Origin of the sequence: Halomonas sp. AOP5-B2-8, assembly GCF_052376475.1 — a bacterium.
In the GTDB taxonomy this organism is placed as follows: domain Bacteria; phylum Pseudomonadota; class Gammaproteobacteria; order Pseudomonadales; family Halomonadaceae; genus Vreelandella; species Vreelandella casei.
Genome location: NZ_JBQSVS010000003.1, coordinates 1 through 18,778, shown reverse-complemented (window position 1 = coordinate 18,778; position 18,778 = coordinate 1). Strand labels below are relative to the sequence as shown.

At 51.9% G+C, this 18,778-nt stretch carries 15 protein-coding genes; 5 read left to right on the top strand and 10 right to left on the bottom strand.

Annotation, left to right across the window (positions count from 1 at the left end):
- Window positions 1–37: 37 nt before the first annotated feature.
- From pheT to ACT3RP_RS07610, 8 genes are all read right to left on the bottom strand, one after another.
- Window positions 38–2,419, bottom strand: a complete 2,382-nt coding sequence (gene pheT / locus ACT3RP_RS07645) for a phenylalanine--tRNA ligase subunit beta (RefSeq protein WP_096279842.1) — start codon at window positions 2,417–2,419, stop codon at window positions 38–40.
- Between the two features lie 26 nt (window positions 2,420–2,445).
- Window positions 2,446–3,465 (bottom strand): phenylalanine--tRNA ligase subunit alpha, encoded by a 1,020-nt coding sequence (gene pheS, locus ACT3RP_RS07640; RefSeq protein WP_096279839.1) that lies wholly within the window; start codon window positions 3,463–3,465, stop codon window positions 2,446–2,448.
- A gap of 159 nt (window positions 3,466–3,624) precedes the next feature.
- Window positions 3,625–3,978: a 50S ribosomal protein L20 gene (gene rplT / locus ACT3RP_RS07635; RefSeq protein WP_078087679.1), complete on the bottom strand. Its 354-nt coding sequence runs from the start codon at window positions 3,976–3,978 to the stop codon at window positions 3,625–3,627.
- Window positions 3,979–4,042: 64 nt separating this feature from the next.
- Window positions 4,043–4,237, bottom strand: a complete 195-nt coding sequence (gene rpmI, locus ACT3RP_RS07630; protein ID WP_009724291.1) for a 50S ribosomal protein L35 — start codon at window positions 4,235–4,237, stop codon at window positions 4,043–4,045.
- 82 nt (window positions 4,238–4,319) lie between these two features.
- The gene (infC, locus tag ACT3RP_RS07625; RefSeq protein ID WP_141393037.1) at window positions 4,320–4,811 is read right to left on the bottom strand and encodes a translation initiation factor IF-3; all 492 of its coding nucleotides are present in this window, start codon (window positions 4,809–4,811) and stop codon (window positions 4,320–4,322) included.
- 60 nt (window positions 4,812–4,871) lie between these two features.
- On the bottom strand, window positions 4,872–6,794 hold the full coding sequence (thrS, locus tag ACT3RP_RS07620) for a threonine--tRNA ligase (protein ID WP_441685560.1): 1,923 nt from the start codon (window positions 6,792–6,794) through the stop codon (window positions 4,872–4,874).
- Between the two features lie 220 nt (window positions 6,795–7,014).
- Entirely contained in the window at window positions 7,015–7,884 is an 870-nt protein-coding gene (locus tag ACT3RP_RS07615; protein WP_096279833.1) for an OmpA family protein, read from the bottom strand.
- A 306-nt stretch (window positions 7,885–8,190) separates the two neighbouring features.
- Window positions 8,191–8,658 (bottom strand): DUF2489 domain-containing protein, encoded by a 468-nt coding sequence (locus tag ACT3RP_RS07610; RefSeq protein ID WP_096279831.1) that lies wholly within the window; start codon window positions 8,656–8,658, stop codon window positions 8,191–8,193.
- A gap of 313 nt (window positions 8,659–8,971) precedes the next feature.
- Between ACT3RP_RS07610 and ACT3RP_RS07605 the strand changes: the two genes are divergently transcribed.
- The gene (locus ACT3RP_RS07605) at window positions 8,972–9,190 is read left to right on the top strand and encodes a hypothetical protein (RefSeq protein WP_096279829.1); all 219 of its coding nucleotides are present in this window, start codon (window positions 8,972–8,974) and stop codon (window positions 9,188–9,190) included.
- 46 nt (window positions 9,191–9,236) lie between these two features.
- Here ACT3RP_RS07605 and hrpB read toward each other — a convergent pair whose 3' ends face one another.
- Window positions 9,237–11,681: an ATP-dependent helicase HrpB gene (gene hrpB, locus ACT3RP_RS07600; RefSeq protein WP_444672616.1), complete on the bottom strand. Its 2,445-nt coding sequence runs from the start codon at window positions 11,679–11,681 to the stop codon at window positions 9,237–9,239.
- 7 nt (window positions 11,682–11,688) lie between these two features.
- Window positions 11,689–12,351: a TetR family transcriptional regulator C-terminal domain-containing protein gene (locus ACT3RP_RS07595; protein WP_483393569.1), complete on the bottom strand. Its 663-nt coding sequence runs from the start codon at window positions 12,349–12,351 to the stop codon at window positions 11,689–11,691.
- Between the two features lie 214 nt (window positions 12,352–12,565).
- Here ACT3RP_RS07595 and xdhA point away from each other — a divergent pair, with 214 nt between their 5' ends.
- Genes xdhA through guaD form a run of 4 tightly spaced genes read left to right on the top strand, consistent with a single transcriptional unit; the run spans window position 12,566 to window position 18,713 of the window.
- A complete protein-coding gene (xdhA, locus tag ACT3RP_RS07590; RefSeq protein ID WP_483393568.1) occupies window positions 12,566–14,095 on the top strand; it encodes a xanthine dehydrogenase small subunit in 1,530 nt (509 codons plus the stop codon).
- Entirely contained in the window at window positions 14,079–16,517 is a 2,439-nt protein-coding gene (gene xdhB / locus ACT3RP_RS07585) for a xanthine dehydrogenase molybdopterin binding subunit (RefSeq protein ID WP_483393567.1), read from the top strand. Before xdhA ends, xdhB begins: the two co-directional genes overlap by 17 nt.
- Entirely contained in the window at window positions 16,514–17,395 is an 882-nt protein-coding gene (xdhC, locus tag ACT3RP_RS07580) for a xanthine dehydrogenase accessory protein XdhC (protein WP_096279821.1), read from the top strand. Before xdhB ends, xdhC begins: the two co-directional genes overlap by 4 nt.
- Before the next feature lies 1 nt (window position 17,396).
- Window positions 17,397–18,713: a guanine deaminase gene (gene guaD, locus ACT3RP_RS07575; protein ID WP_483393566.1), complete on the top strand. Its 1,317-nt coding sequence runs from the start codon at window positions 17,397–17,399 to the stop codon at window positions 18,711–18,713.
- Window positions 18,714–18,778 lie beyond the last annotated feature (65 nt).

Here is an 18,778-nt window from a genome sequence, read left to right as displayed (position 1 = left end):
GAACGTGATAAGCGGCGTAGCGTAACCTTAGTTATTATCAGCCGCGCAGCTCAGCATCAAGTTCGACACGCACTTGTGTCACGATTGAATCGACCAACTGATTGATTTCTTCATCGTTTAGCGTGCGCGATGGATGCTGCCAGGTCAAGCCCAACGCAATACTCTTGTATCCATCAGCGACGCCCTTGCCCGAATAAACATCAAATAGTTTGATATTTTGCAAGTAATCACCGGCATTCTGCTTAGTACAGTCAAGCAGTGCCTGAACGGGCGTTGCATCGCTCAGTATAAACGCGAGATCGCGACGCACCTCAGGAAAACGCGATAACGGCTCAAACGCTGCAATCTGACCCTGGCTTAGAACGTCCAGACGCACCTCAAACAACACCGCATCCATCTTTAAGCCCAGCGTTGCACGAACCTGCGGGTGCAGAGTACCAACCCAACCTGCCGGCTTGGCGTTATACAATAGCTGAGCGCTTTGCCCTGGATGAAGTGCAGGATGCTCTGCAGGCTCAAACCGCCAAGCGCCTGACTCACCGCCCAATGCCAGCAAACTTTCCAAATCGCCTTTCAAATCGTAAAAATCAACACGCGCTTTAGCACCGCTCCAGCCCTCTGGTTCCCGCGCACCACAGACCAATGCACCTAGCATCGGCACTTGCGACAATGCATCCAGCTCACCGTTAAATACTAGACCGGTTTCAAAAAGACGCACCCGCGATTGCTGGCGGTTAAGGTTGTATTCCATGGCACGCACTAAACCTGGGAACAAGCTCGCGCGCATTACCGACAAATCAGCCGAGATAGGATTAGCGAGCACAGGAGAAACAGCGTCAGGCAAAATAGCGGCCTGCAGCTCAGGGGCAACAAAACTATAGGTGATCGCCTCTTGGAAGCCCCGAGCAACCATCTGGCGGCGTAACTGTGATGTGGTGAGCGTGGCCTCATCAGCAGAACGCAAAGCTAAGCGTGCCGCAGGACGACGTACCGGCAGATTGTTGTAGCCGTGAATTCGCGCAACTTCTTCAATAAGGTCCTCTTCGATGGCAACATCAAAGCGCCAACTGGGCGCAACCACGTTCCAGTTCCCCTCATCCAGACTGACACTTAGCCCTAAACGCTGCAAAATATCGGTCACGTCATCGCGATCAAGCGACTTGGAAAGCGCCATTTCCAAACGAGCACTGCGCAACACTATCGATCGCTGTTCAGGCATATTGCCAGCACTTTGCACGTCAATCGCCGGCCCGGCCTGACCACCACAGATATCAATAAGCAGCCGGGTTGCCCGCTCAACGGCTAGCGGCGCTAACTGCGGATCGACGCCGCGCTCAAAGCGATGTGACGCATCGGTGTGCATCCCGTAAGAACGCGCTTGGCCAGCAATAGCAAGCGGTGTAAAAAAAGCAGACTCAAGGAAAATAGTATGCGTATTTTCATTAACGCCAGAGTTTTCTCCGCCCATCACACCTGCCATCGCTAACGGACCGGAATGATCAGCAATCACTAGCGTTTCAGACCGCAGCGCCACGTCACTGCCATCAAGCAGCGTTAAACGCTCGCCAGGCTTGGCCATACGCACAACGATGCCGCCTTGCAGGTTATCATGATCAAAAGCGTGCAGCGGCTGCCCCAACTCCAGCATCACGTAGTTAGTGATGTCGACCACGGGATCTATGGAGCGCACGCCGCTACGACGTAAACGCTCGACCATCCAGAGCGGCGTTTCAGCCTGCACGTTGATGCCTTTAATAACGCGACCAATATAGCGCGGACACTGCTCTGGCGCCTCGACACTGATAGCAAAATTATCGTCAATATCGGCAGCCACCGGCGTGATTTCTGGCCCATTAACCGCCAAACGGTTAAGTACACCCACTTCGCGCGCCAACCCCTTAATACTTAAGCAGTCACCTCGGTTGGGCGTCAGATCAACCTCAATAGTCATATCATTGAGGTGCATATACTCTCTAAAATCGGCACCCACGGGCGCTGATGCCGACAGCACCAGGATGCCAGACGACGTATCTTCTTCAAGCCCCAGCTCCGAGGCTGAACAAATCATCCCGCGCGACTCAACGCCACGCAGTTTCGCTTTTTTGATTTTAAAGTCGCCCGGCAGCACACCACCCACCTGAGCAAAGGCAATTTTCTGGTTTACATCAACATTGGCGGCACCACAAACTACCTGAACAGGATCGCCGGAGCCATCGTCAACGGTGCACACATTTAGCTTATCCGCATCAGGGTGTTTCTCTTTACTCAACACCGTTGCCACCACCACGCCACTAAAAGCAGCGGCCACAGCTCCAATAGCGTCGACTTCCAAGCCGGCCATGGTGATTTGATCAGCGATTGTCTGCGTATCAAGCTGCGGCGATACCCACTCACGCAGCCACTGTTCTGAAAATTTCATGGTTTTTCCTGTATTCGGCAGCGGTCTTAAGCGAATTGGCGTAGAAAGCGCAGATCGTTTTCAAAAAACAGGCGTAAGTCATTAACGCCATAGCGCAGCATCGCTAAACGTTCAGCCCCCATTCCGAAGGCAAAGCCGGTGTAGCGCTCAGCATCGATACCTGCGTGACGGAAAACCTCAGGATGCACCATGCCGCATCCCATCACCTCTAACCAGCCGCTATGAGAACACACGCGGCAGCCCGAACCACTACACATCACGCACTGAATATCCACTTCGGCAGAAGGCTCAGTGAATGGAAAGTACGAAGGACGGAAACGTACAGAGAGATCGTCGCGCTCAAAAAATGCTTGCAGAAAATCTTCGATGGTACCTTTTAGATCTGCAAAGCTAACCCCTTCGTCGACCAGCAAACCTTCCACCTGGTGGAACATTGGCGTGTGGGTCAAGTCTGAATCGCTGCGATAAACACGGCCCGGGCAGACGATACGAATGGGTGGCTCGCAATCTTTCATCGTACGGACTTGCACTGGCGAAGTGTGAGTACGCAGTAACCGCGTAGCATCAAAATAAAAGGTGTCGGCCATACCACGAGCAGGATGGTGCGCCGGAATATTAAGGGCTTCAAAATTGTGATAATCATCTTCAATTTCAGGCCCAATCGCCACATCGTAGCCGATGCGTGTAAACAGTCCTTCAATACGCTCAAGCGTTTGAGTAACCGGATGCAAACCGCCCTGGGACTGATTGCGCCCTGGCAACGTGACATCGATGCTCTCCGCAGCCAAACGCGCATTTAACGCAGCACTGTCAAGCTGCTGGCGTTTAGCATCAATTTCGCTGGCAAGCGTTTGCTTAGCCTGGTTAATACGCTCACCCGCAGCAGGTCGCTCTTCTGCTGACAGCTTTCCCAGGCCTTTCAGTAAGGCAGTTACCTCACCTTTTTTACCTAAGTAGCTTACTCGTAACTCGTCTAGTGCAGCGACACTCTGCGCGGCCTGAATGGCGTCGCGAGCCTCAGATACCAGAGTAGGAAGGTGATCCATCCGTTTCACTCCGAATTAAGCGATGTCCATCTCTGAAGATGGCGTAGCACGTTGAAGGTGGCAAAAAAACAGGGGAAGAGCGGCTGCTCTTCCCCTGGATGGGTCACTCTGAAATGACCTCAGGCACGTTACACGGGCAAGTGCCCAGTGCAATTTACCTTATTGGGCAGCCTTGGCTTTTTCCACGATGGCAGCAAATGCAGCCTTTTCGTGTACTGCCAAATCGGCCAATACTTTACGGTCGATTTCGATCCCAGCTTTCTTAAGGCCACCAACAAAGCGGCTATAAGACATACCGTTGATGCGAGCACCGGCGTTAATACGCTGGATCCACAGTGCGCGGAACTGACGCTTACGGTTACGACGGTCACGGTAAGCGTACTGACCAGCTTTGATAACGGCTTGCTTGGCAACGCGGAATACACGCGAACGGGCACCGTAGTAACCTTTAGCAAGTTTCAATACTTTTTTATGGCGACGACGCGCTACTACGCCACGTTTAACTCGAGTCATAACACACTCCTGACTTTAAGGCTGAGGCAAAAAAATTGTGCACTCAGAAAAACGAAAACCCGAATTATAAATTCGGCAGCATACGCTGGATAAGCGCTTTGTCGGATGCGTGAATCTGCTTCATACCACGCAGTTGACGCTTACGCTTAGTCGATTTCTTGGTCAAGATGTGGCTACGAAAAGACTGCTTATGCTTAAAGCCATTAGCGGTCTTTTTAAAGCGCTTCGCAGCGCCGCTGTTGCTTTTGATTTTCGGCATGAGGAATACTCCGCTCGATATTTTTTAGAAAATCCAGGGCCGACCACCGTGTTATCGGTGGCCCGTTGGCATCGCCGTTGGATCACTTCTTTTTCGGGGCAATAATCATGATCATCTGGCGCCCTTCCATTTTCGGGAAAGACTCTACCAAACCGATCTCTTCCAGGTCAGCCGCAATCCTTTCCATCAGCTTACGCCCGATGTCTTGGTGCGCCATTTCACGACCACGGAAGCGCAATGTGACTTTGCCCTTATCACCACCTTCAAGAAAGCGCGTCAGGTTTTTCAGCTTGACCTGATAATCGCCTTCATCGGTGCCAGGACGGAATTTAACTTCCTTAACCTGGATTTGCTTTTGCTTCTTCTTTTGAGCCGCTTTCTGCTTCTTGCTCTCAAAAACGAACTTACCGTAATCCATTATCTTACAGACAATGGGATCGGCATTTGAAATTTGCACGAGATCTAAGCTTTCGGATTCAGCACGCTCTAACGCTTCGGTGGTAGGCACTACGCCTAACTGCTCACCGTCGCTACCGATAAGACGTACTTCTTCTTCAACGATTCGCTCGTTCATTGGTGGGCGTTTATCTGCTGGACGCCCTCGCTGGTTGCTTCGCTTGATCGCTCCGTCTCCTTAGGCAATTGACGATGTCGCCAGGGCTGCTCTCTCGGCGGTGTGGCGCTCAATAAACTCATCGACCGTCATTGTACCGAGATTTTCGCCGCTACGTGTTCGTACGGCCACTGAGTCAGCTTCGACTTCCTTATCTCCTACCACAAGGAGGTAAGGAACTTTCTGTAACGTATGCTCACGGATTTTAAAGCCGATCTTCTCGTTCCTCAAGTCCGCTTTTACACGTAAGCCACTTTTTTGCAGGCGTTTCTCCAATTCTAACGCATATTCACGCTGTGAATCGGTAATAATCATGACGACAGCCTGCTGTGGAGCCAGCCATAATGGCATAGCCCCCGCATAATGTTCAATCAGGATGCCAATGAAACGCTCCATGGAGCCTACGATAGCACGGTGCAGCATGACTGGCGACTTTCGCTGCCCTTCTTCGGTCACATACTGGGCACCGAGGCGCTCGGGCATCATGAAGTCAACCTGCATGGTACCCACCTGCCACTCACGACCCAAGCAGTCTTTCATATGGTATTCAATCTTGGGGCCATAGAAGGCACCCTCACCCGGTAGCTCTTGCCACTCAACATCGCAAGCTTTCAGCGCACTACGCAGTGCATCTTCGGCACGATCCCAAACGTCATCACTACCAATACGCTTTTCTGGGCGAAGCGCAATCTTAATCGCGATATCTTCAAAACCGAAATCGCTATATACCTTGAGCGCCTGACGATGAAAGTTAGTGACTTCGGGCTCAACCTGAGCCTCGGTACAAAAAACATGGCCATCGTCTTGAGTAAAGGCCCGTACACGCATAATGCCGTGCAAAGCACCTGAGGGTTCGTTGCGATGACACCCACCAAATTCACCAAAACGAACGGGTAATTCACGATAGCTACGCAAGCCGGAATTAAACACCTGAACGTGGCCAGGACAATTCATCGGCTTAAGAGCATACTCACGCTTTTCAGACTCGGTAAAAAACATACCGTCTGCGTAATTATCCCAATGGCCTGATTTCTTCCAAAGCGATACATCCATAATCTGAGGACAGCGAATTTCTTGATAACCACCTTCTTTATAGACATTACGCATATACTGCTCGACCTGCTGCCATAGCGCCCACCCATTGGGGTGCCAGAACACCATGCCCGGCGCTTCTTCTTGCATATGGAAGAGGTCAAGTCGGCGGGCTAGCTTGCGGTGGTCACGCTTTTCGGCTTCTTCGAGGCGCTTAATGTACGCTTTAAGCTGTTTTTTATCGCCCCACGCAGTGCCATAGATACGTGTAAGCATGGTGTTATCAGAGTCACCGCGCCAATAGGCACCCGCAAGCTTTGTTAGCTTAAAGGCCTTTAAATGGCGAGTATTCGGCACGTGCGGACCGCGGCACATGTCGGTATATTCTTCATGATGATAAAGGCGAATGGAGGCGTCATCGGGAATAGCGCTGATAATATCCTGCTTATAGGGTTCATCACGCTGTACAAATGTCTGCATAGCCTGATCGCGATCTACGTATTCGCGCACCACATCGTACTCGCGCTCAATCAGAGACTGCATGCGCGCTTCGATAGCTTCTAGGTCATCTGGCGTGATGGATTGACCAAACTCAATATCGTAGTAAAAACCGTCATCAATGACCGGCCCAATGGCCATTTTGGCGGCCGGGTACATCTGTTTAACCGCATGACCAATCAAGTGGGCACAGGAGTGGCGGATTATTTCTACGCCTTCATCATCCCGCGCAGTAATAATAGAAACGCGGGCATCTTGCTCAATCAAATCAGCAGCATCGACCAGCACACCATCAATCTTTCCAGCAATGCAGGCCTTAGCCAAACCAGGGCCAATGGATTCTGCAAGCTGCATAATGGTTAGCGGCGCTTCAAACGTTTTTTGACTGCCATCAGGCAGGGTCACAATAGGCATTCAGGTTCCTTGAGCGCAGTGGTGATCCATACCAAGGATCACATATCGCTATCAATGGTCTTGGGAGGCACTTAGCTTAACAATATAAACAGCGGCCAGCCTAGCAGACTGAGCGCTGCCTCAAAATAAAAACGGGAGGCCAAGGCCTCCCGCTTCTTTACCAAACTCTTGCTGACTAATCGCTATCTACGATTAGCAAAACCAGCAAAAATAGGTGTGATTACTTCCACTCGTCCAATTCTACGCGACGGTTCTGGAAGCGACCTTCTTCAGTTTCATTAGAGGCTACTGGCTGCTCTTCACCGAAACCTACAGACTGCATGCGGTTAGAAGCTACGCCGCGGCTAGCTAGGTAGCGCGCAACAGACTCAGCACGCTCTTGTGACAAGTTTTTGTTGTACGCATCAGGGCCGCGAGAATCTGTGTGGCCTTCGATGCTTACACGTACGTCGGTGTTGTTTACTAGACGCTCAGCAACACCGTTAAGTACGTTACGTGCATTAGAAGTCAACTCTGCAGAGTCGAATTCAAAGTTAACGTCTTGGAGTACAACGCTGTCCGGGCAACCCAGCGCATTAACTTCTACGCCTGCTGGGGTGTTCGGGCACTGGTCACGGTAGTCAGGCACACCGTCGTTGTCGGAATCAAGCGGGCAACCGCTTGCGTTAACTTCTACGCCAGCAGGTGTGCCTGGGCACTGATCACGGAAATCAGGCACGCCATCACCATCAGAATCTAGCGGGCAGCCCTGTGCGTCAACTGCAACGCCAGCAGGCACTTCACCGAAGCTAGGGCACTGAGGAGCGACAGGCTCAGGCGTACGATCAGCACACAGCAGACCACCAATAGCGCCACCAACAACAGCGCCTGTAGCGGCACCACTTTCTTCGTCAGAATCGCCGCTAACTGCATAGCCAATGCTGCCAGCGATAACACTGCCTGCCAAACCGCAAACAAACGGGTGGTTGTACCAGCTGCTGTCACTGCTAGCGCTTGATTGGCCGGAAGACTGAGAGGCCGAGCTGGCACAGCCAGATAGACCCACTACCAGTGCGGAACCGATTAGCAAGCCAGTCGTTGATTTTTTCATGTAAAACTCCTTCTTGATCCAATGCTGAAATGGTCTTAAGTGACCAAATCTATCCAATGCTTCTTATTTGCGAGAGCATCCATTTTTCGCCTGTTTCGCATTACTAAGTACAGCGCACTCAATCATAACGAAACGGTGTGCCTATCATTAACGCTTAAGCGCAAGAAGGCAACAATGCCAAGATATCAACTTCTTGCCAATACCGACATCATTCAGCATAGCAAAATTGCCACAATGGGCACTAAAAAGTTTGCGATGCCTTTTGGCGGCTCATGCCGCACAAAACTGATACTTCTTAATATAATCTCAATGCAATACATCTGCACCTTTGGCCCGCCATTCTAATACAGCTTTAGCCGCCGCCACTACTGCTTCTCGCATATCATCTTCTGCTGCTAATCTTTCTTTATCTTCTTGCATACGTTCACGGGCTGTCAGCTGCTGACGAGCCGAGTGAGTGTTCAAATGTCGCGTGCGATTAAAGTGCTCACTAAACGCTTGAAATGCCGGCCTTTCAGCCAAGCTAGAGTCAACAATCTCTAGTAGTACCTTACAACGCCATGCACCCTCAGTGATATCGACTTGCTGCTGAACTAATGCACTCGCCACATAGTCGAGATTTTCTAAGCTGTTCTGAAGCGCACGGCTATCTTCATCGCGTCGATACGCTTCTCTGCGACCAACCTCTTTGCGCAAGCGCCATGCATACAGGCACAGACCGATAACGACAGCAAGCGCCATCACAAATAAAATTAACGCCCCCGTTGAGCTCATAAAACCTCTCATTAAGCGTGTAAATTTCTTGACGAAAATTGTACACCCTTATACCCCCAATAAGCTAATAGCATATAATGATGAATATTAACGGCACCATAAGTCTCACCGGCAGGCCACAGACAGGCTTATAAAAACCCTTACGCTACGCCAGAATGTCCGACTGCCAGCATCACAGTCAAACAAGGCGGATAATATGCAGATCAGGGAAGAAATCTGTGCATTTACATGCAGACAGATGCCAATCTATAGCTTCAAATATGTAATAATCGACGCTAACTTATACGAATCGCGCCACCCGATGGAGTGCCTTATGATCAAGCGTCGCCCTACCCTGCGTATTAAGAGCGGCTTAGCTCTTGCACCGCTTTTATTGTTGGCAGGTTGCACTACTTATACTTGGCCGGATGGCTCAAAGAAAACCGTCATTGGTGTGGTACCCGATGATGAAAATCAACGCTATGAAGAGCAACAAGCTGATGGCGTACGCTATCGCATTCCCGATGAAATCCCTGACACCCGCAGTGAATAAATATGCAGTGAATAAACATAGTTTGGCTAATATAAATGAGGTCTGCTCACGGCTGACCTCGTTTTTTAGTATACGACGTCGCAAGTGCCGCTAGCGGGTCTTCAGGCCATGGGTGCTTGGGATATCGGCCGCGCATTTCCTTGCGTACATCTGGATAACCATTTTGCCAGAAGCTGATTAAATCCTGGGTGACTTGCACGGGCCTACGCGCAGGCGAAAGTAAATGAATCATCACTGCAACGGCTCCATTCGCCACCGTCGGCGTTATCCGCCAACCAAACGCTTCTTGCAACTTTAAAGCCAGTACTGGCGGGCGCTGTGAAAGGCAAGGCGCATAATCCAAACCAATATGTTTACCACTGGGCACATCGAGTGCTAACGGCGCTAGCTGTTCAAACTCAAGCTGCTGCTCCCACGTCAATGTATTGAGCAAATAGCGCCCTAGCGGAAGTTTTTCAATTTGACTCAGCCGATTTATACCGATCAAGTAGGGAGCCAGCCAGCTTTCTAGCGATGCCAGTAGTGCCTCCTCCGACCAATCCGGCCACGCTGCTCCAATATTGTCGCTCAGTAGTGACATCCTCCCACGCAGCTGCTGCAGCTGATCGCCTAGCAACCACCCGGGCTGCTGTCGAAGCGCGCCCAACAGCGCTTGTTTCACGGCCTCTTCGGGCAAGCGGGCTAGAGGCCGCCGGGCAATCACAAGGCTACCGTGCGCCTGCACTTCCTCACCAACTAAGCGGCCCTGCTCTTGCGACCATTCCACGCGTGACTGCCACTGGCTAATGCCAGGATATAGGGAGCACAGTGACGCTAGCGCCAACGACTCGCCGGTTACTATCCGCACCGGACCATTTGCCGCGCTATTGATCGCGATCGCCACTATATATGCCTGATGCGCCAAGGTATTACTTAATGACAGCGTGGCCGTTTTGCCATTGGCGAGTCGAAATTGGCCAGGACTTAGCTGTTGGCCAATGCGCTCAGGATAGGCCAACGCTAAAAGAGGCCCTAGGGGCTCTAGCACCGCATCGCTAATGCGCACGCCTGCTTTTTTAGCCAGCCTTAGCGCCTCACGCTGCCAGTTTGGGAAACGCTTCGGATGGCGAAGCCGCTGTGCTAATTCATCGGCCAGAGAACTCTGCGCTGTTTCACGCCCCTCCAACAGTGCGGCCAAGCCACAGGCCAGCGGCAGCGCTTTTAAATCACCGGCGCGCTCTAGCATTGCGGCTATTCGGGGAGCTACCGGCCACTTGGCACAACGGGCACCTAGCGGCGTTAGCTTATGATATTGATCTAATACGCCTAGCTGTATCAGCAGCGCCTGACCACTAGACCAAGCGCCTTTTGGTGGCGGTGTGACCCAACGCAAATCCTCTGACGACGAGACTCCCCAACAGGCCAGCTCAAGCACAACGGCTGAAAGATCCGCTTGCTGGATTTCCGGCTCGCCGTATGGCGCCAGCGTCTGCTCTTGAGCCCAAAGCCGAAAACACGCCCCTTCACGCTGCCGCCCAGCCCGCCCCCTGCGCTGATCAGCGCTCGCTCGGTTAATGCGCCGCGTCGTGAGTCGGGTTAATCCGCTTCGTGGATGAAAAAGAGGTACCCGCTCTAAGCCACCGTCGATGACGACGTTCATTCCATCAACGGTAATACTCGATTCAGTAATGGCAGTCGAAACAATAATGCGCTGCTGCGATGCACTCGGTGCCAAGGCCGCCTGCTGCTCAGCAATACTCATCCTTCCGTGCAGCGGCCGTACCGCCATAAGAGGCATAGCGCTGTTCAGAGCAGCAACGACGCGATTGATCTCCGCCACGCCGGGCAAAATCACCAGTACATCTTGTGTGCCTGGCATTGCAAGCGCCTCATTGAGAACACGCAGCGTATGATTGGCATCACTCTCACCGCTCAGGCCAGGACGATAAGCGGTTACTACGGGATACTGGCGACCTTGACACTCTATGACAGGAACCTGATCGCCCAGAATTCGCTTAAGAGCATTAACATCCAGCGTTGCCGACATCACCAGCAGGCGTAAATCGTCACGAATGCTGGCTTGAACATCCAATGCCAGCGCCAGCCCAACATCGGCATCGACGCTGCGCTCATGAAATTCATCAAAGATGATGCCAGCAACGCCTTCAAGCAGCGGATCATCCTGGAGCATTCGAGTGAGCACGCCTTGAGTCACTACCTCTAAACGAGTTTGCGCGCTAACACAGCTGTCGCCACGCATGCGATAGCCTACCGTTTGCCCAACCGGCTCACCCAGCTGCTGAGACATAAAGCTAGCGGCTAAACGAGCGGCAACACGGCGCGGCTCTAACAAAAGCAACTTCTGACCTTTCGCCCACTCAGCCGTTAGTAGCATCAATGGAACGCGCGTTGTTTTGCCCGCTCCCGGCTGAGCAATCAGCATTAGCCTATTACTGGAGGCTAAAACAGTTTTAATAGAATCTAGATGCTGATCAATAGGTAAGGCGCTCATGATAGGTTCATTTATCCATCAAAGAGACGCCAGAGCCGGCCTGTATAACGCCGCACCCTTTTAAGATAACGTGCTCAAGAAAGCAGGAAATAGACTCAAGGTCCTCTGGTGTCAATGCATCTCGCCCTAGAACGCCGCTAACTTGGGCGCTATATTCAGTGTAGTGCTGAGTAGCTGACCAGATTAAGAAAATTAACCACCGGGGATCCACAGCATCCATTTTACCCTGCGCAGACCACTGACGAATGATAGCAGCGCGCGCCTCGACCCAATCGCGTAACTCGCCGGCTAAATAATCACTTAGAAAAGGCGCGCCCGCTAAAATTTCCGCCGCAAATAATTTTGATCCCGCTGGATAGCGCTGGCCAAGTATCATTTTTGTACGAATAAAGTCAGAGAGTACCGTTGATGGATCACTATCCGGAGTAATGTCTTCAAGGACTTCGTTCCAGCGGCGCATCATGCGGTCAAGCAATCGCATATAAAGTGCCTGCTTACTTCCCATGTAGTACAAGACATTCGCTTTAGGAAGCCCGGCTTGATCAGCAATTACTTGCAAACTCGCGCCACGAAAGCCGTGTTGAGAAAAGACCAGCTCAGCGGCAGTAAGAATACTGGCCTCTATTTTTTCACGACTCGGAGTTTCATAGCTGGTAGATACAGCGGTCATCAAACGTGTTCCTTAAATGATTGCCTAACGTACCTGGAACACATTGTTCGGCAGGGTTATTGGCTGCACTTAAACGTCACATCTTACACCAGCCTGCCCCAAGGTGGTGCGGTGAGCAAACACTTGCAAGGTGAGATGTTTTATCCCAAGCTCAATACATATTGACCGATCGGTCAGCACAATCCTGGTCTATACGATCACAGTGGAGTTTGTCATGGCAACGATTGCGTTCCTACTCAATGGCACCCTTCAGCGGTGTGACGTTTCACCCGATACGAGTATTTTAACCTTATTACGCGAGCATTTGGCTCAAACAGGCACTAAAGAAGGCTGTGCATCGGGCGATTGTGGTGCCTGTACCGTGGCGATCGGTGAATCAACGACTGGAACGCAAACGTTTAATAGCGCTAATGCATGTATTACACCAGCCCATCAACTACAGGGGCGGCATTTAGTAACCGTTGAGGGATTGGCGAAAGAGAAGCACCTACACCCGGCGCAACAAACAATGATTGAGTGCCATGGCAGCCAATGCGGTTTTTGTACGCCGGGCATTGTCATGTCTCTTTTTACCCTGCATGACGATATTCATCAACGCTCTGCTCCGCTATCACCGGAGCTAGCACAAGGAAGATCTGAAGAGCTATTTCAAGAACTATCTCAAGAACTATCTCAAGGACTATCTCAAGAGCGCCTTGAAGCAACGCTGGGTGGCAATTTGTGCCGCTGTACAGGCTATCGCCCTATCCGCGATGCGGCGTTACGTATGAATGACATATCCTATGAGCGCCCCAAATGGTTTGACGCGGCGCTGCCTGTAGAAAAAGGTGAAACGCTATCAATAGATTCAGAAGGTAACGCTTCTTTTTTTGCCCAGCCAGAGTCTCTTGTCGAACTAACACAACTACGGCATCGAGCACCTGACGCACGTCTTGTGGCGGGTGGTACCGATCTGTGGCTGGAAACCACTCAACGCTTGGCAACTCTTAATCAATTAATCGATATTTCCCGGGTTAGCGAGCTTCTCATCATTGAAGAGACAACGTTTGAGGGCCAGCCCGGCTGGTGGATAGGCGCAGGGGTCACTTATTCCAGACTTTATCCGTTATTTAAAGAGTACTTCCCCGCCTTTGCTCATCTTCTACACCGGCTGGGTTCTGAGCAGATTCGCAACCGAGGAACCCTCGGTGGCAACATTGCTAATGCCTCGCCCATCGGTGATACACCGCCAGTGTTGCTGGTATTAGGCGCCCAGGTAGAGCTCGCCAGTACAAAAAGACATCGCTGTCTGTCGTTAGAGAATTTCTTTCTCGACTATAAAAAAACCGCATTAGCCGCAGATGAAGTTATCTCTCGCATTTTCATTCCCCAACCTGCTAAAAACCAACAACTACGGGTGTGGAAGCTATCCAAACGCCGCGAAGATGATATATCTGCAGTACTTGGCGCTTTTAGCTACCGCTTGGAACAGGACGTTATGCGAGATGTGCGCATTGCCTTTGGCGGTATGGCCGCAACGCCCAAGAGAGCCTTGAACAGCGAAGCGGCATTAGAAGGTCAAACGCTTTCACCAGGCGGCTTTAGAGCGGCCCAGCAAGCCCTCGCCAGCGACTTTCAACCGATGGGAGATGTGCGCGGCAGCGAACATTACCGTCAACAGGCCGCTGCCAACCTGCTGGAACGGCTTTACCTGACGCTTTCAGCGCCCAACCAGGAGGTCATGCTCCATGCGTACGCTCACTAAACTGGATGGCGATAGCAGCCGCGCCCGCCGCGGACTGCATGACCACATTCAAGGGTCGGGTCCGCTAGCCCGCCATACCATTGAGAACCATGCCGTTGACAACACGGGCTCACGCCAAGCGGGCAACCCTAGCTATCATGAAAGTGCCGAGAAGCACGTGACTGGAAAAGCGGCGTATATCGACGACTTAAAAACGCCTGCCGATGCGCTGCATATTGCTCTTGGTTTGTCCCCCATTGCGCACGGCACTTTGACCAAGCTAAATCTCGACGCAGTGAAGCAAGCGGCAGGCGTTATTGATGTCATTACCTTCCACGACGTACCTGGCCATACTGACATAGGGCCAGTGTTTCCTGGCGACCCCATTTTTGTTGATACCAACATTAGCTACGCAGGCCAATGCCTGTTTGCCGTTGCAGCGACGTCACTACAAGCAGCCCGACGAGCGGTAATCCTCGCAAAGATTGATATTGACGAACAACCTGCCCGTCTAGATCCGGTCGAGGCTACCGAGCGCGAAGAATTTGTGCGCCCAACCCACGTACAAGAGCGCGGGGACTGGCAGCAAGCCTTACATCATGCCGAGCAACTCATCGAAGGCAACCTGTTCATCGGCGGGCAAGAGCACTTTTATTTGGAAGGGCAAGCTTGCGTTGTGCTGCCAACCGAAGATGAGGGCGTGATTGTCCAGACCTCTAACCAGCACCCGAGTGAAACACAAAAGCTCGTTGCGGAAGTGCTTGGCATTCCCTTTCATGCGGTAACGGTCGAAGTTCGCCGCATGGGTGGGGGCTTTGGAGGAAAAGAAACCCAGGCATCACCATGGGCTTGCATTGCCGCCATCATCGCCCGTCGTACTGGCAAAGCAACTCGCTTACGGCTGCCCCGTCGCGAGGATATGCACGCCACGGGAAAACGCCACCCCTTCCATAATCGCTATAAGCTTGCGATTGACGCGGAAGGGGTTATCCAAGGCGGTGAAATTACCGTTATTGGCGACTGCGGGTATTCACCGGATCTTTCCGACGCTATCGTTGATCGTGCGATGTTTCATGCTGACAATGCCTACTCGCTTGGCGATGTGAAAGTAACCGGACACCGCGCCAAAACACATACGGCGTCCAACACGGCGTTTCGAGGCTTTGGTGGCCCCCAAGGCATGATGATCATTGAAGCAGCCATGGATGATATCGCTCGCCAAGTGGGCGAAGACCCTCTAACCATCCGCAAGCGCAATTTTTATCGTAAAGGTCGTGACGTTACCCACTATGGCCAGCAAGTCGACCAGCAGCAGCTTTTGCATACGCTGGTCGAGACGCTGGAAAAAGACAGCGACTACTGGGCACGCCGAAAAGCGATTAGCGCATTTAATGTTAATAGCCCAGTGATTAAAAAGGGCCTCGCGCTCACTCCGGTTAAGTTTGGCATTTCATTCACTGCCCAGCACCTCAACCAGGCCGGTGCACTACTACACGTATACACCGACGGTAGCGTCATGATTAATCATGGCGGCACCGAAATGGGCCAGGGACTGCATACTAAAATCTGCCAAGTGGTCGCCCGGGAACTGGGTCTTGATTTAGACAATGTGCGCATTAGCGCAACACGTACCGACAAGGTACCCAACACCTCACCCACCGCTGCGTCTAGCGGCGCTGATTTGAATGGCATGGCGGCACGCGATGCGGCGAGCAAGCTGCGTGAACGCCTTTTTGACTTTGCGACCGAGCACTTTTCTGAGGGACTAGACCGTGAAGGCATGCGCCTGGCAGATGGTATGCTGATCGCGGGTTTCGGGGAAAGTAAGCGCAGCATTCCATGGGGTGAACTGATTCAAACGGCTTATCTCCATCGCATTTCACTATCAGAAAAAGGCTTCTATGCCACTCCGCTGATTCACTATGATCGCTCAGTCGGCCAGGGTCGCCCCTTTTACTACTATGCGTTTGGCGCGGCGGTAGCCGAGGTCAGCGTGGATACGCTCAGCGGCGAGTATCAGGTCGATCGTGTCGACATCTTGCATGACGTGGGCGAAGCACTGAATCCAGCTATTGATATGGGGCAAGTAGAGGGTGGCTTTATACAAGGGATGGGCTGGCTAACCAGTGAAGAGCTAAAATGGAACGACAAAGGTGTGCTCGTTACAGATGGCCCTGCGACCTATAAAATCCCTACCTTTGGCGACCTACCCGCTGTTTTTAACGTTGCCCTGCTGGAAGGCCACCCTAACTCCATGGCAAGCCTTTATCGTTCCAAAGCCGTCGGTGAGCCCCCTTTTATGCTGGGTATTTGTGTATGGTCGGCGCTGCGCGATGCGCTTTCTAGCTTAACGGACTACCAGTTATCGCCTCATTTAGATACTCCAGCAACCCCTGAACGCGTCATGCTCGCGGCAAATTTGATTAGGAAGAAAGCGCTGTGACTCTACAAATCGCCAACACATGGCATGCGGCGCTTGATTACTTTCAGCGCACAGGCACACCACATGTTCTCGCGACCCAGATCACCAGTGCAGGATCGACTCCCCGTGAGCCTGGCGCTCGAATGATCATTACCGAAGATGCTATCTTCGATACGCTAGGCGGCGGTACGTTTGAGTGGCAAACCATTGCTGCCGCACGTGCGCGCTTGGCAGAACAGTGTTACGGACTCAGCTTAGAAGCCTTTTCATTAGGCGGACGCAGCGGCCAGTGCTGCGGCGGTTTCGTCAACATACTGTTAGAAGCCTTTTCAGGGTCATCAGCAATGCTTGCCGTGTTTGGTGCAGGCCATGTTGGCCGTGAAATCGTTAAGCTAAGCGCCCCCTTACCTTGGCAGCTATATTGGTACGACAGCCGCAGTGATGCCTTTGATAATATTTGTGAAAACACACAACGTCACCCTCGCCTGACCTATCAAGCGCTACATGATGCTCAGCAATGCGTGGCCGAACTGCCGTCATGCGCACATGCGCTGGTACTCACGCATCAACATGATGAAGATTACGCACTGATTGCAGCGCTTATTCAGCGAGATGACCTAGGTTCCATTGGGTTAATTGGCTCTGAAAGCAAATGGGCAAGCTTCCGTGGGCGCCTTCAACGTGATGATTACACCGCTGAACAAATTCAGCGGGTACGCAGCCCCATCGGCTGTCTTCATGGTAAAAAGTTGAGCAATAAGACGCCCTATGCGATTGCTTTGACTGTGATCACTGAGCTGCTCTGGCTGGCTGACACGCCTGCCCCACAGGACACTCGTGGCCTCGATCCTCAGGCGCTGCGAGCACTATTTGACGAATCCTCTACTACCACGAGTTGATATGATTTCCTCTACCGATACGCTTATTCGCGCCGAATTGATTAGCTTTGCACGCGATCCTGGAAACGGCGACACACCACAACCGGGTAGCCTCGAGCACTATGGCGATGGATTACTTTGGTTAAAAGGCCAGCATATTCATGCCGTAGGACATTTTTCGGAGATAGCACCCTCGCTGCCAGAGGGTAGCCATGTGCTGGACTATCGCGATAAATTAATCATGCCTGGGTTTATTGACACCCATGTGCACTATGTCCAGCTCGACATTATGGCATCATATGGTCGACAGCTACTGGACTGGCTAAACGATTACACATTTCCGGAAGAGTGTCGCTTTGCCAATCATGCGCATGCTGAAGCTTTATCTAATGCGTTTTTAGATGAAATGCTGCGAGCAGGTACTACATCAGCCCAAGTCTTTGGCTCTAGCCATCCTGGCTCGGTAGATGCCTTTTTCACAGCCTGCCAAAAACGACAGCTGCGTATGCTCGTTGGCAAGGTGCTGATGGATCGCAATGGCCCAGAGGCGCTGATGGACGGCGCATCTGGCATTGCAGATAGCGAGCGCCTCATTGAAGATTGGCACGGCAATGGCCGGTTGGGATACAGCGTAACACCACGTTTTGCGCCGACATCGACCAAGACACAAATGGATGCTGCCGGCGCTCTTCTACGCAATGATTCAAGCCTTTGGCTACAAACACACTTAGCCGAAAATAGCGGTGAACTAGATTGGGTAGCTGAACTTTTCCCAGGCAGCCGTGACTACCTAGCAGTTTATGAAGAGGCAGGCTTAGTAGGCCCTCGCAGTACTTTTGCACACGGCATTCATCTGACTAACGGCATGCGTCAACGCTTAGCGGATAGAGGCGCTAACATTGCTTTTTGCCCTAGCTCCAACCTTTTCCTTGGCAGCGGTTTATTTGACCGAGAAGCAGCCGACCAAACAGGTATGGCATTTACATTTGCCAGTGACATCGGCGCAGGAACGGATCTATCAGGCTTTGCAACGCTCAAAGCTGCCTACCAGGTGGGCCAACTAGGCGGGCAACCACTTACCGCATGGCAAGGATTTTATGGCTTAACGTTGGGTAACGCTAAAGCTCTCTCTTTGGACAGCTATATTGGGCGTCTGGCTCCTACTCTGGAGGCCGACTTCATCGTCATCGACACTCGGGCGACACCATTACTGTCTCGACGAGCAAGCCATTGCACAACGCTTGGGGAGCGGCTTTTTGCCTTGATGATGCTGGCCGATGATCGAGCTATTTATGAAACCTGGGCCGGTGGTCAATGCCAGCATCGCAGAGACCTATAACAGCATGCTTAAAGCCGCTTCATAAGCGGCTTTAAGACTTTGTGTATCTCGCAAATGAATCTCTA